21 protein-coding genes are annotated in these 25,862 nt (G+C 39.1%); 13 read left to right on the top strand and 8 right to left on the bottom strand.

Going from position 1 to position 25,862, the window contains the following annotated elements:
- Positions 1-3 precede the first annotated feature (3 nt).
- Positions 4-1,332 carry a proton extrusion protein PcxA gene (locus QI031_RS07770; protein WP_281485956.1) on the bottom strand — a complete coding sequence of 443 codons (1,329 nt, stop codon included), beginning with the start codon at positions 1,330-1,332 and terminating at the stop codon, positions 4-6.
- A gap of 77 nt (positions 1,333-1,409) precedes the next feature.
- On the opposite strand from QI031_RS07770, the gene QI031_RS07765 reads away from it, so the two are divergent.
- Positions 1,410-3,581, top strand: a complete 2,172-nt coding sequence (locus QI031_RS07765; protein WP_281484612.1) for a recombinase family protein — start codon at positions 1,410-1,412, stop codon at positions 3,579-3,581.
- A gap of 301 nt (positions 3,582-3,882) precedes the next feature.
- On the opposite strand, the gene aspS is transcribed toward QI031_RS07765, so the two are convergent.
- The 3 genes from aspS to QI031_RS07750 all read right to left on the bottom strand — a co-directional run bounded on the left by aspS (position 3,883) and on the right by QI031_RS07750 (position 8,825).
- On the bottom strand, positions 3,883-5,670 hold the full coding sequence (gene aspS / locus QI031_RS07760; RefSeq protein WP_281484611.1) for an aspartate--tRNA ligase: 1,788 nt from the start codon (positions 5,668-5,670) through the stop codon (positions 3,883-3,885).
- Between the two features lie 231 nt (positions 5,671-5,901).
- On the bottom strand, positions 5,902-8,214 hold the full coding sequence (locus QI031_RS07755) for an FdhF/YdeP family oxidoreductase (protein ID WP_281484610.1): 2,313 nt from the start codon (positions 8,212-8,214) through the stop codon (positions 5,902-5,904).
- Positions 8,215-8,621: 407 nt separating this feature from the next.
- Positions 8,622-8,825 carry a plasmid partition protein ParG gene (locus QI031_RS07750; protein WP_281484609.1) on the bottom strand — a complete coding sequence of 68 codons (204 nt, stop codon included), beginning with the start codon at positions 8,823-8,825 and terminating at the stop codon, positions 8,622-8,624.
- A gap of 758 nt (positions 8,826-9,583) precedes the next feature.
- On the opposite strand from QI031_RS07750, the gene QI031_RS07745 reads away from it, so the two are divergent.
- The 10 genes from QI031_RS07745 to QI031_RS07700 all read left to right on the top strand — a co-directional run bounded on the left by QI031_RS07745 (position 9,584) and on the right by QI031_RS07700 (position 20,412).
- A complete protein-coding gene (locus QI031_RS07745; protein WP_281484608.1) occupies positions 9,584-10,651 on the top strand; it encodes an aromatic ring-hydroxylating dioxygenase subunit alpha in 1,068 nt (355 codons plus the stop codon).
- Between the two features lie 42 nt (positions 10,652-10,693).
- Positions 10,694-11,725 (top strand): aromatic ring-hydroxylating dioxygenase subunit alpha, encoded by a 1,032-nt coding sequence (locus QI031_RS07740; RefSeq protein WP_281484607.1) that lies wholly within the window; start codon positions 10,694-10,696, stop codon positions 11,723-11,725.
- A 113-nt stretch (positions 11,726-11,838) separates the two neighbouring features.
- Positions 11,839-12,843, top strand: coding sequence for an oxygen-dependent coproporphyrinogen oxidase (gene hemF, locus QI031_RS07735; protein ID WP_281484606.1), 1,005 nt, complete (start codon positions 11,839-11,841; stop codon positions 12,841-12,843).
- Positions 12,844-13,320: 477 nt separating this feature from the next.
- A complete protein-coding gene (locus QI031_RS07730; protein WP_281484605.1) occupies positions 13,321-13,959 on the top strand; it encodes a helix-turn-helix domain-containing protein in 639 nt (212 codons plus the stop codon).
- Between the two features lie 221 nt (positions 13,960-14,180).
- Positions 14,181-15,590, top strand: a complete 1,410-nt coding sequence (locus QI031_RS07725) for an FAD-binding protein (protein WP_281484604.1) — start codon at positions 14,181-14,183, stop codon at positions 15,588-15,590.
- A complete protein-coding gene (locus tag QI031_RS07720; protein WP_281484603.1) occupies positions 15,577-16,008 on the top strand; it encodes a reverse transcriptase-like protein in 432 nt (143 codons plus the stop codon). Before QI031_RS07725 ends, QI031_RS07720 begins: the two co-directional genes overlap by 14 nt.
- Positions 16,009-16,015: 7 nt before the next feature.
- On the top strand, positions 16,016-17,284 hold the full coding sequence (locus tag QI031_RS07715; RefSeq protein WP_281484602.1) for an ABC exporter membrane fusion protein: 1,269 nt from the start codon (positions 16,016-16,018) through the stop codon (positions 17,282-17,284).
- A gap of 149 nt (positions 17,285-17,433) precedes the next feature.
- A complete protein-coding gene (gene devC, locus QI031_RS07710) occupies positions 17,434-18,591 on the top strand; it encodes an ABC transporter permease DevC (RefSeq protein ID WP_281484601.1) in 1,158 nt (385 codons plus the stop codon).
- 136 nt (positions 18,592-18,727) lie between these two features.
- Positions 18,728-19,453 carry a DevA family ABC transporter ATP-binding protein gene (locus QI031_RS07705; RefSeq protein ID WP_281484600.1) on the top strand — a complete coding sequence of 242 codons (726 nt, stop codon included), beginning with the start codon at positions 18,728-18,730 and terminating at the stop codon, positions 19,451-19,453.
- 107 nt (positions 19,454-19,560) lie between these two features.
- The gene (locus QI031_RS07700; protein ID WP_281484599.1) at positions 19,561-20,412 is read left to right on the top strand and encodes an SDR family oxidoreductase; all 852 of its coding nucleotides are present in this window, start codon (positions 19,561-19,563) and stop codon (positions 20,410-20,412) included.
- Between the two features lie 6 nt (positions 20,413-20,418).
- Here the strand turns inward: QI031_RS07700 and QI031_RS07695 are convergent, their stop codons facing one another.
- Positions 20,419-20,883: a YbhB/YbcL family Raf kinase inhibitor-like protein gene (locus tag QI031_RS07695; RefSeq protein ID WP_281484598.1), complete on the bottom strand. Its 465-nt coding sequence runs from the start codon at positions 20,881-20,883 to the stop codon at positions 20,419-20,421.
- A 164-nt stretch (positions 20,884-21,047) separates the two neighbouring features.
- Positions 21,048-21,611: a type 1 glutamine amidotransferase domain-containing protein gene (locus QI031_RS07690; protein ID WP_281484597.1), complete on the bottom strand. Its 564-nt coding sequence runs from the start codon at positions 21,609-21,611 to the stop codon at positions 21,048-21,050.
- A 426-nt stretch (positions 21,612-22,037) separates the two neighbouring features.
- Here QI031_RS07690 and QI031_RS07685 point away from each other — a divergent pair, with 426 nt between their 5' ends.
- Both QI031_RS07685 and QI031_RS07680 read left to right on the top strand, forming a co-directional pair.
- Positions 22,038-22,376, top strand: coding sequence for a carbon dioxide-concentrating mechanism protein CcmK (locus QI031_RS07685; RefSeq protein WP_281484596.1), 339 nt, complete (start codon positions 22,038-22,040; stop codon positions 22,374-22,376).
- Between the two features lie 9 nt (positions 22,377-22,385).
- Positions 22,386-23,579, top strand: coding sequence for a pyridoxal phosphate-dependent aminotransferase (locus tag QI031_RS07680; RefSeq protein WP_281484595.1), 1,194 nt, complete (start codon positions 22,386-22,388; stop codon positions 23,577-23,579).
- 212 nt (positions 23,580-23,791) lie between these two features.
- On the opposite strand, the gene QI031_RS07675 is transcribed toward QI031_RS07680, so the two are convergent.
- Both QI031_RS07675 and QI031_RS07670 read right to left on the bottom strand, forming a co-directional pair.
- Positions 23,792-24,673: a 2OG-Fe(II) oxygenase gene (locus tag QI031_RS07675; RefSeq protein ID WP_281484594.1), complete on the bottom strand. Its 882-nt coding sequence runs from the start codon at positions 24,671-24,673 to the stop codon at positions 23,792-23,794.
- A 509-nt stretch (positions 24,674-25,182) separates the two neighbouring features.
- Positions 25,183-25,812, bottom strand: coding sequence for a hypothetical protein (locus QI031_RS07670; RefSeq protein WP_281484593.1), 630 nt, complete (start codon positions 25,810-25,812; stop codon positions 25,183-25,185).
- Positions 25,813-25,862 lie beyond the last annotated feature (50 nt).

Below are 25,862 nucleotides of genomic sequence, written 5' to 3'. Positions count from 1 at the left end.
GAGCTATTCATTCATATTATGATAAGTAGCAACCGCAGATGGCGATATCCGGTTTAAATAGCGGAATATCCAATATTTAAAAATAGTATCTAAAATTACTGGGAAGGTGGCAATAAATAAGAAGATAAAATCTCTATTTGCTGGTAAACCCCAATGGCGTGATACTCCTTCTAGTATGACTTCCCAGCCGTGAGGAGAGTGAAATCCCACAAATATATCAGTAAATAAAATGATAATAAAAGCTTTGGCACTGTCACTCAGACCGTAAACAACATGATCAAAGAAATCTTTTACTACTGCTATAGAAGGTTTGCTAGCAAGTAATAACCAAATGAAAGCCCCAACAGAAAAAATATCTGAAAAAACATTTTTAATTGCATTGGCACTTTCAACACGGAATTGTTTAGCAATTTCATCAGCCTTTTCTTTCATTTGATTTTCCAGATCTTCAGAAGATAAAGGTGGAGCATCACTAATCAAATTTTCAAATTTCATTCTTTCTTCAAATCTTTGTAGTTCTACCAATGCTTCTTCTTCCATCTCTGTATTGAGGAAAATTTGCACTGTTTCAGAACTTCTAAAGTTTTCAACTAGTGGACCTACTAATAAAACTTTAGATATTTGATGAGTTAAAAGCGGTATAATAATTAGTAATAAAAGAAATCTAATAGATATTATTGTTCTTTTTTGAGTTTGACGAAAGTTTTGAACAACGTCTTGTTCGGAATTAGGATCTAATTCAACTTGCAAACGACTGATAGTACTTAAAATTGATCGAGGTAATATACCTGTTGTGTTAGTTTTCCCTCGCTTTTTGGGAATATTTTCTTGATTCGTGTTTGATAGTTTCGGTTGTAATGGTTGAGCAATTATCGGTTCAGCTTTAACCATTTGAGGTTGATTAACTTCAACTGGAGCAATTATTGCATAATTCAAATTAGTGTATTTATTTGTAATTTCATCGATGAATTGTAATTTTTCTAAAATTAAAGCAGGGCTGGGATATTCTATACCAGTTTTCTGAGCAGCTTTTTGATGAGATTCATTTGAGAACCAACGGCTAGCTCTAAATTCTGTCAATCGCATCCGCACAATTTTTAATTGTTTTTTCAACTCTGATTCAAAATAATCCATCACACTGTGGCTATAGATGGCTGAGTTGAAGTCTATTTTATTACCATTGAAATGCTCGTCTTCTATTGCCTTAATCTGTAATGCAGCATTGTAAGCTTCTTCTAGGGAACGCTCTGGAGTTTTTAAGTACCAGCGATAAGCAGATAATAAGAAAAGATAAATTTTTTGGCTAAAAACAGAGGTTTTCATTGTGGGCAGTCATCCAGCATTTGTGGTAATTCTTAACCTTAAGTTAACGCACAAGGTACACTAGCAAATCTACAAGGAGAAGATTTGTGGTTTTTGATTCTGTTTGGATTCTTGGCACTAGCCGCAGTGGTAAGACTACTCGCTTAGTAGAGCATTTTTGTAGCTGGTTACAAAATGAAAATCATGCTTTAGAAACATTTTATACTAAAAACCGCAAAGAAAAAGCAGACAACCATACGCTAAAACCCTTGTATCTTCCGAAAGTAGAACCAGGAGTATTAGTTTTAGCTGCCAATGATGCAAATCGTCGGATATTAGGAGATAAAATTGTTACAGCTACTTTAGGAAAATATCCGGTTCGTGCAAAGACACCCCTGGGGTTTTTTCAAGATGAAGTTATTTTATTTTGGCCTTTATTAATTCAATCGTTGAATCTAAAAGCACAATTTCCAGTCAGATTACGTCCAGAAACAGAGCAGGAATTAGCAACAAAACTCTGGCGTTCTCAATTAGACGAAGAAATTTTACGCCGTGCAGGAGTAAATGAGTACCGTTTGGTCAGACGTATCTTGGACTTATTGCAATTAGCGGCGTATAGCAACACTCCTTGCGAAGATATTGCTGAGATTTTGCAAAAAGGTCTACAGGAAAACGCCATAGATTTAGAGCCGGAATTTTTAGCATCTTTACTACTAAATTGGCGCAATTGGTGCTTAGAAAGAGGATTACTGACTTATGGTATTATTACCGAACTTTATAGTCAGAACTTGTTAAGCGATCGCCATTATCAACAGCATCTAACTCAACGCTATCAGGCAATATTAGCAGATGATATCGATGATTATCCAGGGGTAGCGCGGGAATTGTTCGATTTTCTCTTAGATCAAGGGGCGGTAGGAGCGTTTAGCTATAATCTCGATGGTGCGGTGCGCCTGGGATTGGGAGCAGACCCCAAATATTTAGAAGGGTTAGCCAATCGTTGTCAGGTAGAAAGCTTGAGTGAGCCGCCCCTGGAATCTTTAGCACCGAGATTAGCTACATCAATGGTGGAAATAGTCACAGAATCGATGGTGATGCTAAGTTTACCAGAGATGGTACAGTCAATACAAACTACCTCCCGCGCTCAATTATTGCGTCAAACAGCAGAAGTAATTGCTCATGCGATCAAATCAGGACAAGTAGAAGCAGACGAAGTGGCGATTATTGCCCCAGGTTTAGATGCGATCGCTCGTTATACCATAGTAGAAATCCTGGTTAAGCAAAACATTCTTGTCGAATCACTCAACGACCAACGTCCCTTAATTAGTTCACCTGTGATTCGGGCATTGCTGACTATTTTGGCACTAGTGTATCCCGGTTTGGGACGCTTAGTAGACCGAGATGCCGTGGCAGAAATGCTTGTAATATTGAGTAAAAAATCAGATACTTCCATAGAACCCAGTAATCAAAATACTTCACAGCCATCGACTGATATTGACCCAGTACGGGCAGGATTAATTGCCGATTACTGCTTCGTACCTCATCCTGAACATCCCAACTTGCTGCCCGTAACAGCATTTGAGCGCTGGGATAGAATTGGCTATGCAGCCACAACCGCGTATAGTGAGATCTTAGAGTGGTTAGAGAAACAGCGATCGCAACAAGAATTACGTTTGATTCCTAGTCCCATTTCTCTTTTAGATAGGGCAATTCAGCGCTTTTTATGGAATGGTAGTAATCTTCCCTACGACCAATTAGCAGCACTGCGAGAATTGTTAGAAACAGCCCAACACTATTGGGAAATTGACACTAGATTAAGACAAACATCTCCCAAACAAGTAGGAACAGAAATCAACACTACCATTGCTGAATTTATTCAACTATTGCGACGTGGCACTATCACCGCCAACCCATACCCACTAAGTCCCATTGGTCCAGCTAAAAAGGCTATCACCTTAGCGACTATCTTTCAATATCGCTCTAGTAGAAAATCTCATCGCTGGCATTTTTGGCTGGATGCTGGTTCCCCTTTATGGGCAAAAGGTGGTGCAGCTACTTTATTTGGTGCGCCATTCTTCCTCCAAGACAGATTAGGCGAACCTTGGACAGCCGAAGATGAAAAATTGGCTGAGGAAGAAAGATTGCGAAGAATTTTAGTAGACTTGCTTTCGCGTGTATCAGAGCAAGTATATTTGTGTCACAGTGATTTGGCCGTCAACGGACAAGAGCAGCTAGGGCCGTTGTTACCTTTAGTACATGCTTGTGTGCCGTATTCTTGAGTCATATCATGTTCGCTATCAAAAGTTGAAAACAGAGAGATTTAATCTTGCGCTAGGGACTTCCAACTAAAAAAATATCTTATCGCTTTGGTGAGCAGGGGGAGCAGGGGAAGCAGGGGAAGCAGGGGAGGAGGAATTTTACAATCGTTTTCGCTCTCACAATTGAATAATTTAATTTCTGCAAGTCCCCCAACAATACCCAACTTAGAAAATGTATTTGTCCCACTCAAAATAGCCACTAAAAGCTACAGTCAAGTTCCCACAGGAGTACCTTATCAGTTACTGTTAACTGTTCACTGTGCTAAGACTTTGGTTTATAAGTCGAAGCAACATGCAACTCTTTCAACTGCTTCGCATCTACACTTGAAGGTGCATCTGTCAGCAAACAACGGGCTTGTTGTGTCTTCGGAAAAGCAATAACATCTCGAATGGATTCTTCTCTAGCTAACAACATCACCAAACGATCTAAACCGTAGGCGATGCCCCCATGAGGAGGTGTACCATATTCAAATGCTTCTAAAAGAAAACCAAATTTGCTTTGTGCTTCTTCGGGAGACAACCCTATGGCTTCAAACACCTGTTCTTGAATTTCCCGCTGATAAATCCGCAGACTACCGCCACCAACTTCAAAACCATTAAAAACTAAGTCGTAAGCTTGGGCGCGTGCAGACTTCAAATCGTGTAAATCATCAGGATGAGGTGCAGTGAAGGGGTGATGTAATGCTTCGAGGCGTTTTTCGTCAGCATTCCACTCGAACATGGGGAAATCTGTAATCCACAGCAAGTTAATTTTTTCTGGATCAATTAACCCAAACTCTCTAGCTACCACTTGCCGTAGTCTGTCTAAAGTTTTATTCACAGTTGCAGCATCACCTGCGCCAAATAATAGTAAATGCCCTGGTTTTGCACCTGTGCGGCTGAAAATTTCTTGTTTTTGGGCTGCGCTGAGGTTATCTTTAATTGCGCCAATGGTATCAATTTCACCATCTTCTCTGACGCGAATAAAAGCTAAACCTTTAGCACCTGCTTCACTGGCTTCTTTAAATAAGTCACCGCCTGGTTTGATACGAACATTAGAAATTGCCTCATTGCCGTTGGGAATTGGCAAAATTTTGACGATTCCACCATTAGCCACAGCATCTCGAAAGACTTTGAAGCCAGAGTCTTTTAAAATATCTGAAACATTAACTAGTTCTAAACCGTAGCGAGTATCAGGTTTATCGCTACCGTAGCGTTCCATTGCATCGGCGTAAGTAAGACAGGGAAAGGGATGATTTAACTCAACGCCTTTAACGGTTTTGAAGATATGAGCAACTAACTTTTCATTTAATTCAATAATTTCTGCTTGAGACATGAAACTCATTTCCATGTCTAACTGAGTAAATTCTGGTTGTCTATCGGCGCGTAAATCTTCATCGCGGAAACAACGGGCAATTTGATAATAGCGATCGCACCCAGATACCATTAAGATCTGTTTAAACAGCTGGGGTGATTGTGGTAGTGCAAACCATTCACCAGCGTTAACACGACTAGGGAGAATATAATCTCTAGCACCTTCTGGGGTAGAACGGGTAAGTATGGGGGTTTCGACTTCAATGAAACCTTCTAAGTCTTCTAAATAGCGACGCATAGCTTTGACGACTTGATGGCGCAGTTGCATATTATTTGCCATGCGTTCACGTCGCAAATCTAAATAACGATATTTCAATCGCAAGTCTTCCCTGACATTTTCGGTGTCGGCGGTGGAAACTTGAAAAGGTAACTGTTTACGAACGCCATTGAGCAAGACAATTTTATCGGCGTAGATTTCCACTTCGCCTGTAGGGATGCGGGAGTTGAGAGATTCTTCAGGACGTTGCGTTACCCTACCAGTGATTTTAACAACGTATTCATTGCGTAGGGCATTTGCTTGTTCGTAAGAGTCTGGGGTGCGTTGGGGATCGCTGACAATTTGGAGGATGCCAGAGCGATCGCGTAAATCTAAGAATATCACGCCCCCATGATCGCGGCGACGGTCTACCCAACCGTACAAAGTAACAGTGTCTCCAATATGTGATTTTCGGAGTTCGCCGCAATAGTGAGTTCGCATAGGTGTTAGTTGTGTTCTTCCGGGCTAGATTGGCAAAGAAATGTCAAAGCTTTCCCATTATCCAGCATCAATAGTAATTGTAGTAGTTCCGGTTCCAGAAAAAATGCAATAATTTTACAAGGTTTTTTATTGACGCTACGTGGGTTAGTTGTTAGTTGTCAGTGGTCAGTGGTTAGCTTTGTTTTTCTAGTACTCTGCCAAGGGAACTTTACTGGGTTAATTGGAAAAAGTTCAGTTCTTTTCTCCCCCTGCCTCCCCTGCCTTCCCTGCCTTCCCTGCCTCTCCTGCCTCCCCTGCTTGCCTCCACCCGTCATTTTTGGGTTGACAGACCACTAGGCGGACTACGGCGTTATAGTCTGGCACACCTTCAAGCGATCGCTTAGTTTTATCTAGGAGGATATTTCCTTCTGGCCAATGCACTTGCAAGTTGCCTGACTGAATCGGGGCAACATACACTTGTCCTGATAACTCGCCTAATTCATTTTTCAGCACAACGCGATCGCCATTTTTTAAACCCAATTTAGCAGCATCCCCAGCATTAATGAATACAGCCTCTCGTACTGCTCCAGTAATTGCGTCCTTACGCTCTTGCACCATACTATTAAACTGCTTGCCCCGGCGTGTTGCTAATAAAAAACAGCCCTCTGGTAATTCTTTTTGGCGTAGTGACAAAACCCCAAAGTGAGCTTTGCTGTCGGGTGTGGGAAAGTTCCAGCCAAAGCATAAATGTGAGCCGCCATACTGAAATTGATCTCCTGCCACTTGCAAATGTTGTATCCCAGCGTATTGGGGAATGACTTGGGCAATTTCTTGGCGCATTGCGGCTGTATCGGCAAAACTCAGCTTCTCTGCTAAATCTGGTCGCACTCGCCTAGCCAATTCTAAAAACACCTCCCACTCTGGAAGCGCCTCACCAATGCGTGGCCCAGGAATTTCGGGGCTGAAAATTACTCGGCGTTCGGTATTGGTTTCTGTAACTCCTCCTGGTATTTCGTAGCGAGTAGTAGCGGGTAACAATACTACTACCTCAGCTGGTTCCACTAGCATCTGGCTGGAGAGAACAATATCTATATGGACTCGCAATGGTATTTTCTTCAGCGCGTCTTCTACATAATCTGGTTCTGGGAGTACTTCTAAGAAATTTCCCCCCACAGAACACAACACATCTAATTGCCCTTGATGTGCTGCATCAATCATTTCTGGAGCAATTAAACCTTTAGTTGCAGGTACTTCAAAACCCCAAAGCTGACTTAAAGAATTAGCATTTTCTGGGGTGATAGGTTTACCACCAGGAAATACTGTGGCATAACAGCCCATTTCTGCACCACCTTGTACTCCAGAATGACCGCGAATTGGCATTAAACCGCAGCCTTCCCGACCGACAAAACCTTTGGTTAAAGCTAAATTGATAATACTTCGCACGTTATCTTCGCCGTACTCGTGCTGAGTAATACCCATACTCCATACAAATACAGCAGTTTTAGCTTCTTTAACCATTTTGGCAAAAGCGTGCATCTCATAACGAGAAGCGCCAGAAAGGCGCTCTAATTCTTCCCAAGATTGGCTTTCTAAAAATGCCTTAAGTTCCTCGAAACCAGTAGTATAGTGATCAATAAATGACTGGTCTACCCAGCCGTAAGCAATCATATTTTTAATAGTGCCATGCAAAAATGCCATGTCTCCCCCGGCATTCACCAAGAAGAAATCTTCAGCAAATTTAGTTCCAAAAATGGCACTTTCGACAATTGAAGGAATCCAGTACCGTTCCATTCCTGGCTCGCGGTAGGTGTTAATGACGACAATTTTAGTACCTGCTTTTTTAGCGTAATGTAAATACTTAACGGTGACGGGTTGATTGTTGGCGACGTTAGAACCAATGAAAACTAATAAATCCGTACCGATCCAGTCTTTATAAGAACAAGTAGTAGCTCCTGCACCAAGAGCCGCCTTCAATCCTGCCGTACTGGGAGAATGACAAATTCGGGCAGCATTATCAATATTGTTGCATCCCATAGCCCGCACAGCTTTTTGGGTAGCGTAATAAGTTTCGTTAACAGTGCCACGACTAGTAATGTAAAAACTGAGACGATCTGGTGTGGTAGCTTGGATGCGATCGCTAATTACTTCTAAAGCTTGATCCCAACTGATGCGGCGAAAGCCTTTTTCACCTCGTTCTCGGATCATGGGGTAAGGAAGTCTTCCCAAATCACGTAATTGAGCGCTTTTTTGCTGTTGTAATTGGGAAACATTCGCCAACAGTACCGGGTCAAAAGCTGGCATCGTATTCATCCGCAATAACCGCAGCCGGACATTACACAAATGAATACCATCTAATGTCCAATCTTTCATGCCTGTTGTTCCGAGGGCGCAACCATCGCAAACCCCTTGGTTCAGGATATTCCAAGTGTATGGTAGCTGGTCACGAGACAGCCAAATTGCCCGAAATACTTCCCAGTAGTTATTCGGGTACTGTTCGCCAATGCCGAAAGGCTTCCAACTAGCCCAATGCTGAGGTGTCCAATATTTCTTGGGTTTAGGCAACATAAAGACGTTGATAACTCAATCAAACTCCCACTTTAAGGCTACCGTTTTGAGTAGAAAATGAGCAGAAAAAATTAAAAGTCTGGACACTCAGCATTGACTATCTCTAAATAGCGATAGTACATAAACACTATATACACATTGGGAATAGGGAATAATTTTCTTCTCTGCACCCCTGCTTTCCTTCTTTTCTAATCCCTTGCGATCTTAATAAGAGGTTTTTAACCAGACGCTATATAATCACCTGCTATAAATTTCGTCATTACCTCAATTCCTGTTGGCTGAGAATAATTATCGTAAAATTACATCTTTGTTGGTGTGACAGAACACTAGTACGTAACAACGTCAAAAAGTTCAAAATAAAAGTACTTTGACTCCAAGGCAACAATATTAATTGTTCTTGTATCATCCTAATCTCCACTCTTTTTGCTTTTAGGTGAAGGGTCATTTTTTTGCGAAATAGGCAAATCCATATTATTTTTGGCTAACCAGTCTTCAATAAGTTCAGCTGTAACGTCAGACATATTGAGTCCCTTAAAAAAGCAAATTGTTTTAAACCTGTCTTTTGTTTCAGGCGACAGGTAAACCCTGATTGAAGCTTCTCCTTGTGCCACACTATACCCCAACTAATGAACCTATTCACTAGTTTATTGGTGCAATGGTTAATAGAGAAAAATTATACATTGGTTGACTAATGCACTAGTGCATTGGTATAGTATCACCTATACCCGAAGAAAGACACGCAACAAAGGCAATAGACGCTAGAAAGTGTCAGTGGGGGCAAACAAATACCTAATCGGCTATTTGAGCTATTTTTTAGCTTAAATTAGCTTTATTGTCATGAAATCAATATTTTGATGTCAGCATGGAGCCAGATAATTATTTGCAAAAAAAACTACAAACTATACTTCCAAAACAGATAGTGAATAAATAGCCTGTACGCATTATTCACTATCTGTTTGAGCTTCTTTTATCCTGCAATTGTCCAAAAAACATTTTTTTAACTAAACATATCTATGTATCTGTCATGGTTGGTGATTTTTTAACCAAGGGTAATAAAAAAAGCTTTAAAGTTGCGTAAACCTTGTTTATTACTTACATTCACCGTCAAATATTAAGAACGTAAAAACCGAGTCAGAGAGTTTTGTTGGGTGCATCCCAGTTTTTATTTGACAACAAGAGAATAAGTGTCATTGCGAGGAGGAACGACGAAGCAATCGCATTGACTTGTTTGTAGTCAGAGATTTTGCGATTGCTTCACTCCACTCCGTTACGTTCGCAATGACGTTCAAAAAAGTGGGATGCTCCTGTTTTGTTTAGTATCAAAAACTACTTTAGTAAACTAATTTGTTGAGGATGAGGAGCTTTAGGTGTGCTAAAAAACTTCTGGTATGCTTGTGAATTTAGCTTTGCTGTTACTAATAAGCCCAAGCAAATTGTGTTGTTAAATCAGAGATTTGTTCTTTATCGCAATTCTCAAGGGCAAGTTATAGCGCTGAAAGACCAATGTTCTCATCGTGGTGCTGCATTTTCTATGGGCTGGCTAGAAGGTGACTGTATTCGTTGTCCTTATCATGGATGGAAATTTCAAGCTGATGGACAATGTATTGAAATTCCTTCTAATGCAACTGGAACACCAATTCCTAAAAGAGCTAATGTAGAGAGTTATCCAGTGCAGGAAAAATATGGCTTTGTCTGGCTATTTTATGGGGATTTATCATCTCAAGAATGCCCACCAATTCCTCCTTTGCCAGAATATGAAGATCCAACGATGCATCCTATTTACTTAGAATATGAGATGCAAACTCACTATACTCGTGTTATAGAAAACGCTCTTGATCCGGCTCATTTACATGCAGTTCATGCTAATTCTTTTGGGGCAGGATTCGCACAAGATCCCAGAGTAGAAGACTATGTAATTCAAGATGAAAATTGGGGTATCAGTGCCAAAATTACCTATAAAAATTACACTAAGCCCAAAAATGGAGTATTTAAATCTTTCTTTCGTCCAGCCCGTACACAATTGAATGCAACAACTAGTTTCTATTTGCCTAACATAACCAAAATTGAAAGTGATTTTGGTCGTGGCAAGATGATTAATTACGCTGTCCATATACCTGTTAATCCCAACACAACTATTAGTAAGCGGATTCAATTTCGTAATTTTTTCACTTACTCCTGGGCAGATAGTTTATTTGTGAGATTTCATCATCAAGTTGGTTGGGAAGATAGAATTGTCACCGAGTCTCAATATCCCAAATTTATCCCAGACACTTTATCAGATGAAATTCATGTTCCGGCTGATGCTTTGACTATTGCTTATCGTCAGCTTCGCCAAAAATATCTGGCTATGGGTTGGGGTTTGAAGTTTAATAAAAGTGAATCAAACAATATTAATTGTGACCAAATACGACCTGTTTGCGCTTCGTTAGTTAACTAAGTCGTATTTACAGAGATATATTTTGTATTTGAGGCAGATACCTTGAAAAACTTCTGGTATGCTTGTGAATTTAGCTTTGCTGTCACTCATCAGCCCAAGCAAATTGTAATGTTAAATCAGAGATTTGTTCTCTATCGCAACACTCAAGGACAAATCGTAGCTTTAAAAGATCAGTGTCCACATCGTGGTGCTGCTTTATCTCTCGGCTGGGTTAAAGATGATTGTATCCATTGTCCTTATCATGGCTGGAAGTTTCAAGCTGATGGGCAATGTATTGAAATTCCTTCTAATGCAGCTGGAACATCAATTCCCAAAAAAGCTAATGTAGAAAGTTACCCAGTCCAAGAAAAATATGGTTTTGTCTGGATATTTTACGGAGATTTACCAGCAGAACAACGCCCTGCCTTGCCAATATTTCCAGAATACATGGTTTCGACTATGCGTCCTGTTTACGATCAGGGTATAGATAATGCTAACTATGCCCGTCTTATGGAAGCTAATCTTGATTTTACCCATGTAATCGCGGTTCATAGAAAATCATTTGGTCAACGAGTTCCTATTAATAAAACTATTAAGTATAATGTGGAAAAATATGATTGGGGTGCAGTTGCCAAAGTTAAATATGAATCATTAGGAAAATCAAAAAGCGTTTTAAACTTTTTACTTGGTGGGCGACCAGAATTAAAAACAAGATTGAGTTTATATCTACCTAATGTTACCTTAGCAGAAATCAGTATAGGTAGAGATGAAAGCTTTGATATCAAGTTTGGTATTTTAGTTGCTCATCTGCCAATTGATGACAATACAACTGTTGTCAAACGTGTGTTATATCGCAACATTTTCCCCTTACCTTGGTTAGATGGTTTTTTTAGAAAGCTTGACCATAAACTCGCCCAAGAAGATACAGTAGTAGTCGCAACTTTAAACTCTCAACCAATGCCCAAAATATCAGCAGAACTTCATGTAGCTGCTGATGCTTTAGATATTACTTTTCGTCAGTTACTTCAAAAGCATTTGGCACAATCTTCGCCATTGCAGCCCAATTTTGTCAATGAACCCTCGAAAACTCTGTAAGTAGGGTAATACCCTACTGGAATGATTGCAAGTGTTCCCTAAGCTATCAATATCTCAAAGCAACAATGTAGTTGCTACAGGATAAGACTGAATTAAGAAGTGAGGAGATAGTTATGACAGATTTGCTAGAGAAATCAGTGCTACAACAACCAAAAATGCGTGGGGTAATCGACAAGACTTTCAGACAGATGTTTGAAAATACTTGCCAAGCTCTTGAGGTGTTAGAGGGTAAGGATTTAGAAGAAAAATCTTGGAACCGCGATCGCCATAATATCTGGACGGTTGGTGAAAGTAAAGAAGGCGCTGTATATATTGATCGCGCTCTGCACAATGGCAATGTCTTAGAAAAAATAGGAGCCAACTATGTCGCAATAGAAGGTGAATTACCTCCTGGGATGTCTTTTCAGCAATCAGGGGCTTTGGACACGAAAAAAGCAGATTTAATAACTACTAACAAAGGGAACCGCTTCTTCGCTACAGGTTCTAGCTTTGTGATCCATCCCCGTAACCCGATGGCTCCTACTGCCCATGTCAACTACCGCTATTTTCAGATCAATCATGATACCCAACCCATTTATTGGTGGTTTGGCGGCGGTGCAGATCTTACACCAGCTTACTTTTTTGAAGAAGATGCAGTGCATTTTCATCAGGTACATAAACAAGTTTGTGATCAGTATGATTTTTCTTATTACCCCCGCTTTAAAAAATCGTGTGACGAGTACTTCCACATCCCACATCGTGGTGAAAGCCGAGGTATTGGTGGAATTTTCTTTGATCATCTAAATCAAGGTAATCCCCAAGAACTTTTGGCGCTTGTAAGTCATTGTGCTAATTCTTTCCTTCCTGCTTATATGCCAATTGTCGAAAGACGCAAAGATATGAACTTTACAGAACAAAATAAATACTGGCAACGTCTTGTGCGTGGGCGTTATGTAGAGTTTATCTTGTCATGCGATCGCGGTCTACGTTTTGGTCTGGCAAGCGGCATGGTTAAGCAACAAAGTGTATTTAATTGTATGCCTCCTGCTGCTAGTTGGGAATATGATGATCAACCTGTCCCAGGTAGTAAAGAAGCAATGCTAAAAGAAGTACTAAAAAATCCTAGAGAGTGGCTATAAATCGTCTGTATTTGATGTTTTTTATAACAGATAATTTTTGGTGATATGAGGAAGAAAAAATTGCTGAAAGTCAGGCAATCCAAAGCCACAAGTATGTTGATAAATCGAACTGAAACATACAAACATCCGTTACATGAAATAGCAAATAGCTTTGCCAATAATAAGATAAGACGGCAAAAATATGTAACAGGTGAACTCGAAATAGATCTTGTATTACTTTGTCTAAACTCTTGTAAATACATACTTGTTTGGATAATTTGTCTTTGCTTGTATTCCAGTATATAAAGACGAATTTTAAAACTATAGCAATCCTATTTGATTTGTGAAAAACATAGATAAAGAAACTAACCGCCCTACCCTGCGGGAACGCCAAGGACGCAAAGTGAAGAAATAAGAAATAAGAAAGAGATAGATAATTTTCGCAAATGATTTAGGACTGCTATATTAGTTGGTTTTAATGAGTGTACAACCAAAAGAATGAAAGTAGAAACTGATTTAGTAACGGGCAATCTCCGGATGGAAGATATCATCAATATTGATGAATCGAAAGCCATAAAACTGTTTAGAAACAGATTTAAAAGATACAAAAATTTAGTAGAACAGCTAGGTGAAGCTGCTGCTTTTGAACAGATGATGAAAAAATATCCTCAACAACAAAAAGCGCTGATGGGTACTTTCATAGATAAAAACACTTTAGCTCAAGGTTTCAAAAAAGCGTCTCCTTTATTGGGACTGATGGGCTTTGTCATGGAAGTAGTAGATATTTCTCAAAATGGAACTGATGCAGCATTAGAAATTCAGAGAGTTTGCCCAGTATTATCTATAGCTCAAGAATACGGTTTTAATAGTCCGTGTCGTGTTTTTTGTGAAATGGAACAAGAAGCAACTAGAAGAGCTTTTCCGGGGATAAAGGCTGAAATTTTGAGTAAACAATCAGAAGGAGACTGTGTTTGTGTATTTAAGTATGAAAGACCTACAAATCAGGTGATAGCATCAAATAGCCAAATAAAACATGTTAATTCTCATTTAATAAATCGCTTTGTAGAGGTTATTAGATTGATTCCTAGTTTTATTAATATTGGTATAAAGATGCTAAAAATGCGTTTATTACATTAATAAAACTTATGTACATTCTACCAACTCTTGGCGTTCTTGGCATCTTGGCGGTTCGATAAATTAAGCTTTTTGGTCATTTTTGCGTAAGTCCTGATTAAGTTAAAAGTTTATAGTCAATTAGCTTAATATTCTCCATAAAACGTTGCGCGAAGAGACAGGACTAAAGTCCTTACTACAAGCTGTTTTCGCTTTTTAAAATTGTTTAACATAGTTTAATTTAGATGAACAGTATTTTTTCAGATTTAAAACACATCATTGAAGGTGAAGTTAGTAATACAAAAGCAGAGTTAGAAGCACTTTCTCATGACTTTGGTGGAATTATTCAAAAACAACCTCAAATAATTGTTCGTCCTCAAAATTGTCATGATGTTGCTAAAGCTATTAAATACGCCGCCAAGCAAGGATTAACTATTTCTTCAAGAGCAGCAGGACATACATTAAGTGGTCAATCTTTAAACCAAGATGGCATTCTCTTAGATATGAGTAATCTTAATCAAATTCATGAGTTTCACTCAAATAAACTTTGGTTTAAAGCCGATGCTGGTGTTACTTGGAAGCAAGTTATTGATACTTCACTACTGTATGGTGTGATTCCTCCTGTTCTCACAAATAACTTTGAAGTTACTTTGGGGGGAACCCTCTCAGCAGGTGGTTTGGGATTGAGTTCTTTTCGTCACGGTTCTCAAGCTGATAATTGTCTAGGTTTGGAAGTTGTAACCGGAACAGGAGATATAGTCTGGTGTACGCCAGAAAAAAATAGTGAACTTTTTAATCATGTTCTTTGTGGTTATGGTCAATTTGGCATCATTACTCAAGTACAAAATCGATTAAGAAAATATCGTCCTTTGACTCGTAGTTATTTTCTTTGTTATGACGATTTAGATATCCTTTTGAATGATCAGCGTTTACTAACATCAGAAGAACGTATTGATGGTTTAGTATCTTTATTTTCTCCCTGTTTATTAGGAGTATCGAGAGCAAATGGAAATAAAATTAAACCTCTAATTCAGTGGTTTTATCGGATGCAAATTACTTTAGAAGTAGATTCTATTGATGATATCAATGAGATAGAATTGCTCTCTAGTTTGAATTTTTATCGCCACATTCACACTGAAGATCTGACTTTTAATAAATTTATCCAACCAATAGCACAAGTATCTCATCCTGTAGATACTGCTAATTCCTGGATAGATGTGATTTTGCCGAGTTCAATAGCAAAAAAATATATAGATACTGCTCTCCAACACTTACCTTCTTTCATTGATTTTCGGACTGTACCCGTAGGTTCATTTTGCTTACTTACTCGCAATATGAAAATGCCTATGTTCCCTTTACCTCAAGAAGATTTAGTTATTGGATTAGGGCTATATCCGACTATCCCTAAATCTCAAATTCAACATGTTATAGAACAGTTAAATTTTTTGACCGACCTTGGTTTGCAGATGGGTGGTAAAAGATATATGGCTACCTGGGCAAACTTTGATTTACCACGATGGCGACTGCAATATGGTGATTATTGGTCTAAAGTTAACGAGATTAAGCGTAAATATGACCCTCATAAGATATTAAATCCTGGTTTTTTTAAGTATGAAGAGGTTGAGCAAAAACATGAATCTCATGCATTATTATAGTCACCCTGGATTTAATCATATTTCGAGTAGTCAGGTTACTGTTTACTGTTATGCCATATCTAAGAAAAATCCAGGTTGGTCTATTGCTGCCACGTACAATTTAGATAGAAAAATCCTCGCAACAACACGCCAATACCTGGGAGATGTACCAAAGAACATTGCTGAATATCACAGTATTATTTTGGGATTGAAAAAATCCCAAGAATTGAACTTTCGTAATGTGATGCTTTGTAGTAATAATCTGCGAGTTATCAATCAATTGCAAGGATTTGGTGAGGTTGACGATTTAGCTTTAATGCCACTTTATCATCAAGTAATTCTTCTCCTCAGTCGCTTTCAGTTTTATAAGTTGGAGTATAGATCATGGTCTGAAATGAAAGTGATGTTTAGCACTATTTTGGACATGACTGAAAAATAATAAATGTATGAAAATCTCACTCACACATAAGCACAAAAACGTCGAGATGTTGCAAGAGTCTGAAGAAATTAGTGAAGCGTTTCTATTTTCACCTAAATTTCGTTGGTTAGTTGCTTTGGGTCTTATTTGTATAGTGGGGATAGGAATAGGAGTTTTATATTTAGCTCGTTTATCGGCTACAACTAAAAAGTCGGTAGCAATTACACAAGTTAAACAACCGATCATTTCCAAAGTAAATGCGTTAGGAAGATTAGAACCAGCAGGTGAAGTGATTAAGGTTTCTGCTCCTACGAATCCCAGTATTGGTAGTGGTAGCCGTGTCGTGAAATTATTAGTAGATCAAGGTGATCAGGTACGAGCAGGACAAGTGATTGCTATTTTAGATAATTACGATCGCCTACAAGCTAACTTAATAGAAGCACAAAAGCAAGTTCAAGTCGCCCAATATCGTTTGGCTCAAGTTAAAGCAGGGGCAAAACCAGCAGAATTAGCGGCTATTCAAGCAAATGTGCAAAACTTACAAGCCCAACTAGATGGTGAAATCCAAACCCAAGAAGCCACCATTGCTCGTACGAAAGCAGAGTTACAGAATGCAGACATCGAATTTCGGCGCAATCAAGCACTTTATCATGAAGGAGCGATCGCAGCTGCAACATTAGATAGTCGCAGATTAGCTCTAACAACCGCCCAAGAACAACTAAACAGCGCTAAAGCCAACTTAGAGCGCACTAAACGCACCTTAACAGCCCAAATTCAAGAAGCCAAAGCCACCTGGGAAAAAACAGCCCAGGTACGTCCTACAGACGTAGCAACAGCCCAGGCAGAAATAGATAGTGCCATTGCTACAGTTAGTAAAATGCGATCTGAATTGAAATTAGCTTATGTCCGAGCGCCACAAGCTGGCCAAATTCTGCGGATTCAAACTCATCCCGGAGAAACAGTCGGCGATCAAGGAGTGGTAGAACTTGGGCAAACTAATCAAATGTATGCGATCGCAGAGATTTACGAAAGTGATATTACCAAGATTCGCCCTGGTCAAACTACCAGTATTACCAGCCCCAGCAATGCTTTTGGTGGTAAATTAAGCGGCACTGTTGATCAAATTGGCTTAACAGTAGCAAAAAAAGACGTACTAGACAGCGATCCCACAGCTGCAACAGATGCCAGAGTAATTGAAGTCAAAATTCGTTTAGATAAAGCTGCCAGTCAAAAAGTAGCTCACTTAACCAACCTTCAAGTCAACGTCGAGATTAATACTAATGGGAATGGGGCATAGGGAAGAAAAGGCAGAGGGGCAGGGCGCGGGGTGCAAGGGGGAGTTTGAAACTACTTCCCATTTATTCATTTGTGGTTAACACTCTTTCCTCTTCTCCCTGCCCCCCTGCTTTCCCTAGCCCCTAGTCTCTTTTCCTGACTTCTTACTATATGTTTAAACACAAAATTCCATTAGCTTGGTTGCAATTAAAAAAGCAAAGGGGGCGTTTTATTGTTGCTCTTTGCGGAATTACTTTTGCTAACTTTCTCATGTTAATGCAGTTGGGCTTTCAGTCTGCTTTATATGACAGCAATACACGCTTTCATCTGCTTTTACAAACAGACTTAGTAATAATTAGTCGTCAAGCACAAAACTTAGGACTTCTCAGTAGTTTTCCTCGGCGGCGTTTATTTCAAGCTGCAAATTTATCCCAAGTTGAATCAGTCAATCCCCTATATATCCGCTTAGGTGTTTGGAAAAGTCTAGAGACTAAGCTGGATGAATCTATTTTGGTGATTGGTTTTAATCCAGAACAACCTGCATTTAACTTGCCAGAAGTCAATAGAAATTTAGATTTAATTAAATATCCAGATACATTGTTATTTGATCGTAATGCCAACGGAAAATACCAACAAGCGATCGCCTCTATAACTCAAGGTCAATCTGTCACAACAGAAATGCAAGGACATAAAGTCACAATTAAAGGTTTATACGAAGTTGGCGCATCTTTTGTAGCTAATGCGAGTGTGATTACCAGTGACCAAAACTTTTTACGAATTTTTTCATCACAGTCAGCAGGTAAAGTCAACCTTGGTTTAATTAAGCTAAAACCTCACAGTGATGCCAATATCGTAGTTAAAGCATTGCAGTCTTACCTTACAGATGATGTGAAAGTTCTTACCCGTCAAGAATTTATTGATTTTGAAAAGAAATATTGGCAAGAAAGTGGTGCAATTGGATTTATTTTTTCTTTAGGTGTCACAATCGGTTTTTTAGTTGGTGTAATTATTGTTTATCAAATTATTTATAGTGATGTGATGGATCACATTGCTGAATACGCCACATTAAAAGCAATGGGATTTCGTAATAGATACTTATTATCTGTTGTATTTCAAGAAGCATTAATTATAGCAGTGCTTGGTTATATTCCTGGCTGTTTAATTTCCTTTGGCATGTATACAGTAACTCGGAATGCTACAAAATTACCATTATTTATGACTACCGAGCGCGTTATTCAAGTTTTAATATTGACGATTATTATGTGCCTAATTTCTGGAGCGATCGCCATGCGAAAGTTGAACACAGCAGACCCAGCAGATATTTTTTAAATTTGGCATCCCTTCGACTTACTTCGACTACGCTCAGCACAAGTCAGGGCATGGGGCATGGGGCATTTTACTCTGTTTACTCTGCGCCTCTGCGGTTTATTTACTAATTTTTTTAATAATTAGATAGCACTATTATATGCAAATAATCAATCGACGAAATTTAAATCAATTGATAACTGATGAACCTGTCATTTTCATCCGCAATATTAATCATTACTTTGGTAAAGGCAGCATACGTAAAAAAGTTTTACATAACATCAATTTAGATATTTATCCAGGCGAAATAGTAATTATGACTGGCCCTTCTGGGTCAGGAAAAACTACCCTATTATCATTAATTGGGGCATTGCGCTCTTGTCAACCAGGTAGCGGCAGCTTAAAAGTTATTGGTCAAGAACTCTGCAATGCTAAACCAAATCAACTAATCGCAACGCGACGACAGATTGGCTACATTTTCCAAGGGCATAATCTTTTAGATAGCTTAACAGCACGGCAAAATGTCGAGTTGTCTTTGGAACTACATAATCACTCGTCTGGGAAAGCAAGACAGGCAAAAGCAAGACGAATGCTGCAAGCAGTAGGATTAGGAAATCAAATTAACTCTTATCCAGAAAATTTATCTGGAGGTCAAAAACAAAGAGTTGCGATCGCCCGTGCCTTAGTAGCAAATCCTAAAATTATTCTTGCTGATGAACCGACAGCTTCACTTGATAAGAAATCAGGGCGAGATGTAGTAGAACTAATGCAAAATCTCGCCCAAGAACAAGGCTGTACTATTTTACTTGTGACTCATGACAATCGCATTCTAGATATTGCCCTTCGGGTTATTTATATGGAAGATGGTTATTTAGTAGTTGATTGAAGTTAGAAGTTGAGAATAAGAAAGTAAAGGAAAATCATCATCTCTATTTTTTGATTTGAAGTCAATTATTTAGGATAAACTTCAGTCATAACAGTCATCGCTGATTAATGCTAAAAATTTTAGTGACAGGTGCAACTGGAAATGTCGGTAAAGAAGTTATTCGCTTACTACAATCCTACGATTGTCATATCTGTGCCGCAGTTAGAAATCCCAACAGTGCTAAACAGATATTAGGCAGTAATATCCCAAGTGTCTCCTTCGATTTTACCAATCCCGACACCTTTGCAAATGCTTTTGTTCAAGTCAATAAGCTTTTTTTAGTACGTCCACCTGCCCTTGCCAATATTCGCAAACAAATTGCCCCAGTCCTTAATGCTGCAAAACTTGCTGGCGTTGAGCATATCATATTTTTATCAATACAAGGAGCCGAACGTAACCGTTTTTTGCCCCACTCTAAAATTGAACGCTATATCGAACAATTGGGTATTCCTGCCACCTTTTTAAGGGCTAGCTTTTTCATGCAAAATTTCAATACCACCCACCTCCAAGACATTAAAACTCGTGGTGAATTACTAATGCCAGCAGGTAATGGTAAAACAAGTTTCATTGATGTGCGGGATGTTGCTGCTGTTGCAGTTCGTACTTTAATGGAAGATGGGCATCAAGCAAAAGCTTATGAGCTTACAGGTGGAGAAGCTTTAACCTATTACGAAGTTGCAGACATCTTCACATCGGTTTTAGGTAAACTAGTACGCTATAGTCCCTCTTTATTCAAGTTTGTGCAACAAATGCACTCATCGGGATTACCCATGAACTTTGTTTTAATAATGGTAGGAATTTACACTACCACCCGTTTAGGATTGGCAGGCAACATTACATCTGATGTAGAACAATTGCTCAATCGTTCACCGTTGAATATACGGCAGTATGTCGAGAATTATCAACAGTTTTGGTTATAACAGTGTTTACTTAATTTCCCTAGCATAGCGTCCCATAACTTCTGCTTTATCCAATACATGGTTATCTATGGCTGCTAGTAGCTGTTGTTTGTTTGCTTCTGCTGGCAAATCGAGCATTTGATCTAACGCATAGATTTTGAAAAAGTAGCGATGGGTCTCATTTTTTGGTGGGCAAGGTCCTCCAAAGCCCACCTTGCCAAAACTATTTTCTCCTTGCAATACGCCGTCAGGAAGTTGAGACTGCTTAGGAACATCTTCTGGTAATTCGCGAGTATCCGCTGGAATATTGTAAATAACCCAATGAGTAAACGTTTCGTCGGGTGCATCAGGGTCATCAACAATCAAGGCAAAACTCTTTGTTTGTTGAGGTGGTGCTTCCCAATGTATAGGAGGAGAAATATCATCTCCATCACAAGTGTATTTAAAGGGAATAGTGTTGCCGATAAAAAAAGCTGAGCTTCTAATTTCCATAGTTTTGTTAGGAATATTTCTACAAAAAGCTTGAGAGTTTTTTGATGAACGATTTGGCTAAAGTTTAGATGTATGGCAATGGAAGCAAAGGTTAGGACATTTTAAAAGCGTGAAGTCAAGATATAGTCATGTTTTTACCTCCTGCCCTCTGCCTCCTGTTATATTTAGCGAGTGCCAGAACCAGAAGAAACTAAGCGCGATAATAGCTCTAACATTTCTCGATTGAATGCGGGTATATCATCTGGCTGGCGACTTGTTACCCAGTTGCCATCTACCACAACTTCTTGATCTACCCAATTGCCGCCTGCGTTACGAATATCGTCTTGAATAGTATAGTAACTAGTCAGCGTTCGTCCACGCACTAAATCAGCGGAAACTAACTCCCACGGAGCATGACAAATTGCAGCAATTGGTTTGTTTGCCTCTTGTATTTGACGCAGGAAAGATTGGACTGCTGACTCCATGCGGAGGGTATCTGCGTTCAGAGCGCCTCCTGGTAATAGTACAGCATCATACTCATCGGGTTTAGCTTGATCAAGCACTCGGTCAACATTAACCATAATGGTTTTGTCATGATGTCGAAATGCTTGAATTTGACCTGACTTGGCTGACAAAATTTCTACTGTTGCACCAGCTTCTTTCAAAGCACGCACTGGCTCAACAAGTTCTGATTCTTCAAAACCATCGGTTGCAATAACCGCTACACGTAAATTTGATAGCTCACGCATGATACACCTGGAGTTTGTTGCAAATAGGGTTCTTAATGCTACTTGATCGTAGAAAAATACTTTATTAGTCACCTCTAGCGCAGGGGTGTTTGTAGCGATCGCTTATTTCTATTAAACGACTGATTAAGTATCATGCATGGTGGAGAAGTCAGTATGGCAAGCTGTCGGTATGCGGCTATTAAGCTTTAAATAATTTTATAAATCTGGCATCTATCTACACATATAATAATCCGGTTTGATTTCTAAATTGTTGCTAAATTTTAAAGAATTGGTATAAGTCCTAATACCATTTCACGAAATTACTGATACAAATTACTTTTCTTACTTCCCCTGCCTCCCCTGCTTGCCCAAATGTATCAACTTTAAAGTAAAACGGTATAAGGTGATAGGATTTTGATTGTATTACAACAACCTAAAACCTGCGGTATGACACTGGCACTAGGTATGATTGAAGTCTATGGCATTCCCGCAGCAATAGAAGCAGGGGATGCTATGTGTAAAGCTGCTCGTGTCACTTTGGTTGGTTATGAAAATACTGATTTGGGACGAATTACTGTCTTAATTCGGGGAAATGTGGGTGAGGTGAATGTGGCTGTAAGTGCAGGATTGGCAGCAGTAAAGCAAGTTAACGGAGGCGAGATACTGAGCAATCATGTTATTCCTCGTCCCCATGAAAATTTAGAATATGTTTTACCGATTCATCGCAGTGCCAATGTGGAGCAATTTGCGGCAGATATCCGGTTTCCTCCACCTTTATCAGCGTAAAAATTCGATATGACATTTTTCACTTCCCGTATGCAGGCGGTACAGTCGCCAATTATTCCTATAATTGGGGAATTAATTAAAAACTCTCCTGGAACTATATCTTTAGGACAGGGTGTAGTTTCGTATAATCCACCACCAGAAGCAATAGAACTTTTACCCAAATTTCTCGCCGAACCCACGAATAATTTATATCAACCAGTGGAGGGTATTCCTCCTTTATTAGCAGCACTGACAGCAAAATTGTCAACTTTTAACGGTATTGAAATCAACAGCGAAAACTGTATTGTTGTCACCGCAGGTAGCAATATGGGGTTTATGAACGCCATTCTAGCTATAACTTCCCCAGACGATGAAATTATTCTCAATACACCTTATTATTTCAATCATGAAATGGCGATCGCAATGGCGGGTTGTCAAGCTGTATTAGTAGAGACAGACGAAAATTACCAATTACGTCTAGAAGCGATCGCTCAAGCAATTACACCCAAAACACGAGCGATCGTCACCATTTCTCCTAATAATCCCACAGGAGTTGTTTATTCTCAAGCCGCATTACACCAAGTAAATCAAATTTGTGGCGAACTTGGCATTTACCACATTAGCGATGAAGCATACGAATATTTTACTTATAACCAAGTCAAACACGTTTCTCCTGGCGCATTTGCTAGCAGTAGTAAGTATACAATTTCCCTCTACAGCCTTTCTAAAGCTTATGGTTTTGCTAGTTGGCGTATTGGCTATATGGTGATTCCTCAACACCTGCTGGTGGCTGTCAAAAAAGTCCAAGATACAATTTTGATTTGTCCGCCAGTAATTTCTCAGTATGCGGCTTTAGGGGCATTGCAAGCAAAAGATGACTATTTAAAAGAAAATATTGGTGCGATCGCTGAAGTCCGGCAACTAGTAATAGCAGATTTGCATAGATTAAAAAGCTTATGTAGTATTACTCCTGCCGATGGTGCTTTCTATTTTTTCCTAAAAGTTCACACTCAAATGGATGCTTTGGAATTAGTCAAAAGATTAATTCAAGAATATAAAGTAGCAGTGATTCCCGGTACAACCTTTGGCATCAACAACGGATGTTATCTTAGAGTTGCTTATGGTGCATTGCAAAAACACACTGCCAAAGAAGGTATGAATAGATTAGTACAAGGTTTGCAAACTATATTGAATAGTATTAAAGAAAATATTGATTATAAGTAGTCGTGCAAAATTAAATTCATTTGTGGAGAGAGGGAACTATTGACAGAGAAACAATCTGTGTAATTAACAGAACTGACGCACAGGCAACGGAAAATCTAACCGCAGAGGACGCTGAGAACACAGAGAAATAGGACTTTCAAAGAGTTATTGCGTAAGTCCTAATTAATTCTGCTTAGGTATTTACTAATATTCAGCTTTGAGACTGAATTAAATTATCGGCGTACCCAGCCGTTAATAGTAAAACGACTATCGGCAAAAGCTTTAGAGGGACAAATCACAGGTAAAACTTCATGCATATATCGGCTGATGAAAAACACAATACTGTTATTTAGTGGTTCTAATTTTTTATAAGATTCTGCATTTACATAAAAATTATTTTCAATTTTACTGTCATAAATTATTAGTTCACCTCCAGAAAAAGCCTTTGGTTGTTTATTAAAATAATAAACATAGGTTAATTCTCTGGTAGCCGTTTCTGGACTGCCATTATCATTATGCATTTTGTAATAGTTACCATCATTATGTGCTGTTAATTGACATTCGATTTGAGATATTACAAATGAAGGTAATCCTAACTTACTTATTACATCACCCATTATTTCCTGAATCCGCTTTACAATCAGTTCAGTAAATTCGGGAAAAGAATAAAGAACCATTGAACGGCGATAATCCTGATCTTTAGTGGAAGTACTAGTAGCTACAAAATCTGATTCTTTGTCTAGAACATAGTTGATTAATTGCTCGTATTCTTGGGGCGGTAAGAAATTCTCGATTTGTATATAATGAGAATTTAAAATATCAAGAGATGGTGGCTTTACTTCTTCTATTTGCTGTATCCACACAGGAGGTTCTGTCACTACACCTACAAGGCGATCGCTTGAAAAACACAAAGCAGAATGACCTGCATCTATGGGAATTTGAAATAAATTATGCTCAGCAGCTTCTTTATTATAGGCACGAGCTACAACTGTTGTTAAAAGACTATGCAGTAAAGGTGCATCCGATTTTAAATAAACGGTGTATTCATAACCTCCGGCTAAAAGAAGCTGAACTTTGACATCTTTCGACTCAAGTTGCTGTGAAGCTAGTTGCATATATTTTCCGTTATATGATGTTGATAACAGAGAAAAACTTAAAAATTTTTTCAGATTAATACAGTATTTCTAAAGTTAATTAATAACAAGCTCAGAATTTCAATCTCATCTACTATTAGACTTGATTCAAAAAAAATATAATTACTGTATTAATTAAAAATAGAGAAGTATCATTAGTAAATTGTTTTAACACATCTTTTTCAGTATTGTCATTCAGCAAATTCCACATAAAATAGCTTTTGGGTGAGGGGGAAAGGGTAGAGAAAAACCTTTAACCGTATCCGAATGGCACTAAGAAAAGCAGGGAAAGCTGGGGAGGCAAAGAATAATTACTAGTAATTTTTGTGACTGCAACATCATTGAATACACTTGTTTTTTGTCTCCCCCTGCACCCCCTGCTTCCTCAGCTCCCTCTGCTTGCCTTAATAAATAATTAAACTTAGTGCCATTCAACCGTATCCTTAGGGAACGCTTACGGCGAAGCCTTTTCCCCACTTCTACAAGAAGTATTATCTATTTGCAGGAGGCTCTGGGCGATTATTAGGAGGATTATCAGGTACACCCAGTGCATCTTTTAATTGTTGTTCAGTCACGCCCAACTTCGTTGCTGCTGCTTCAAAATCTGGACGAGGCGGACGTTGACTTCTATCACCTTGAGTAGGAGGATTAGCAGGTACTCCTAGTGCATCTTTTAATTGTTGTTCAGTTACACCCAACTTCGCTGCTGCTGCCTTAAAATCAGGACGAAGCGGACGCTGATGATTGCGATCGCCTGGAGGATTAGCAGGTACTCCTAAGGCATCTTTTAATTGTTGTTCAGTCACACCCAACTTCGCTGCTGCTGCTTTAAAATCCGGACGAGGCGGACGCTGACTTCTGTCACCTTGAGTAGGAGGATTAGCAGGTACACCTAGTGCATCTTTTAATTGTTGTTCAGTTACACCCAACTTCGCTGCTGCTGCTTTAAAATCAGGATGGTGTGGTCGTCGTTGTCCGTCTGGTCGCTGATTGGGCTGTTGTGAAGCTTGGGCAAGCCGAGCAGATGGATTAGCGGCATTTACCTGATTCACCGAAATCAAACCAAATGTACCAGCCAGAACGGAAATTGCTGTTACGACTACTGCTTTATTAATATTCATGGTCATCCTCAGAAAGATAAGTTGTTGATATTTCTGATTTAACCGACTCA

Origin of the sequence: Halotia branconii CENA392 (genome assembly GCF_029953635.1) — a bacterium.
Lineage (GTDB): Bacteria > Cyanobacteriota > Cyanobacteriia > Cyanobacteriales > Nostocaceae > Halotia > Halotia branconii.
The sequence above is the reverse complement of the archived record's forward strand: the minus strand, read 5'-3'. Positions and strand labels throughout refer to the sequence as shown.

What these genes read in the sequence shown, in the direction of transcription:
- QI031_RS07720 (WP_281484603.1), top strand. Translation starts at nt 15,577, where the DNA reads ATGCATTATTATAGTCACCCTGGATTTAATCATATTTCGAGTAGTCAG.
- aspS (WP_281484611.1), bottom strand. Translation starts at nt 5,670, where the DNA reads ATGCGAACTCACTATTGCGGCGAACTCCGAAAATCACATATTGGAGAC.
- QI031_RS07700 (WP_281484599.1), top strand. Translation starts at nt 19,561, where the DNA reads ATGCTAAAAATTTTAGTGACAGGTGCAACTGGAAATGTCGGTAAAGAA.
- QI031_RS07685 (WP_281484596.1), top strand. Translation starts at nt 22,038, where the DNA reads ATGACACTGGCACTAGGTATGATTGAAGTCTATGGCATTCCCGCAGCA.
- QI031_RS07715 (WP_281484602.1), top strand. Translation starts at nt 16,016, where the DNA reads ATGAAAATCTCACTCACACATAAGCACAAAAACGTCGAGATGTTGCAA.
- QI031_RS07725 (WP_281484604.1), top strand. Translation starts at nt 14,181, where the DNA reads ATGAACAGTATTTTTTCAGATTTAAAACACATCATTGAAGGTGAAGTT.
- QI031_RS07705 (WP_281484600.1), top strand. Translation starts at nt 18,728, where the DNA reads ATGCAAATAATCAATCGACGAAATTTAAATCAATTGATAACTGATGAA.
- QI031_RS07670 (WP_281484593.1), bottom strand. Translation starts at nt 25,812, where the DNA reads ATGAATATTAATAAAGCAGTAGTCGTAACAGCAATTTCCGTTCTGGCT.
- QI031_RS07680 (WP_281484595.1), top strand. Translation starts at nt 22,386, where the DNA reads ATGACATTTTTCACTTCCCGTATGCAGGCGGTACAGTCGCCAATTATT.
- QI031_RS07755 (WP_281484610.1), bottom strand. Translation starts at nt 8,214, where the DNA reads ATGTTGCCTAAACCCAAGAAATATTGGACACCTCAGCATTGGGCTAGT.
- QI031_RS07690 (WP_281484597.1), bottom strand. Translation starts at nt 21,611, where the DNA reads ATGCGTGAGCTATCAAATTTACGTGTAGCGGTTATTGCAACCGATGGT.
- devC (WP_281484601.1), top strand. Translation starts at nt 17,434, where the DNA reads ATGTTTAAACACAAAATTCCATTAGCTTGGTTGCAATTAAAAAAGCAA.
- QI031_RS07730 (WP_281484605.1), top strand. Translation starts at nt 13,321, where the DNA reads ATGAAAGTAGAAACTGATTTAGTAACGGGCAATCTCCGGATGGAAGAT.
- QI031_RS07695 (WP_281484598.1), bottom strand. Translation starts at nt 20,883, where the DNA reads ATGGAAATTAGAAGCTCAGCTTTTTTTATCGGCAACACTATTCCCTTT.
- hemF (WP_281484606.1), top strand. Translation starts at nt 11,839, where the DNA reads ATGACAGATTTGCTAGAGAAATCAGTGCTACAACAACCAAAAATGCGT.
- QI031_RS07675 (WP_281484594.1), bottom strand. Translation starts at nt 24,673, where the DNA reads ATGCAACTAGCTTCACAGCAACTTGAGTCGAAAGATGTCAAAGTTCAG.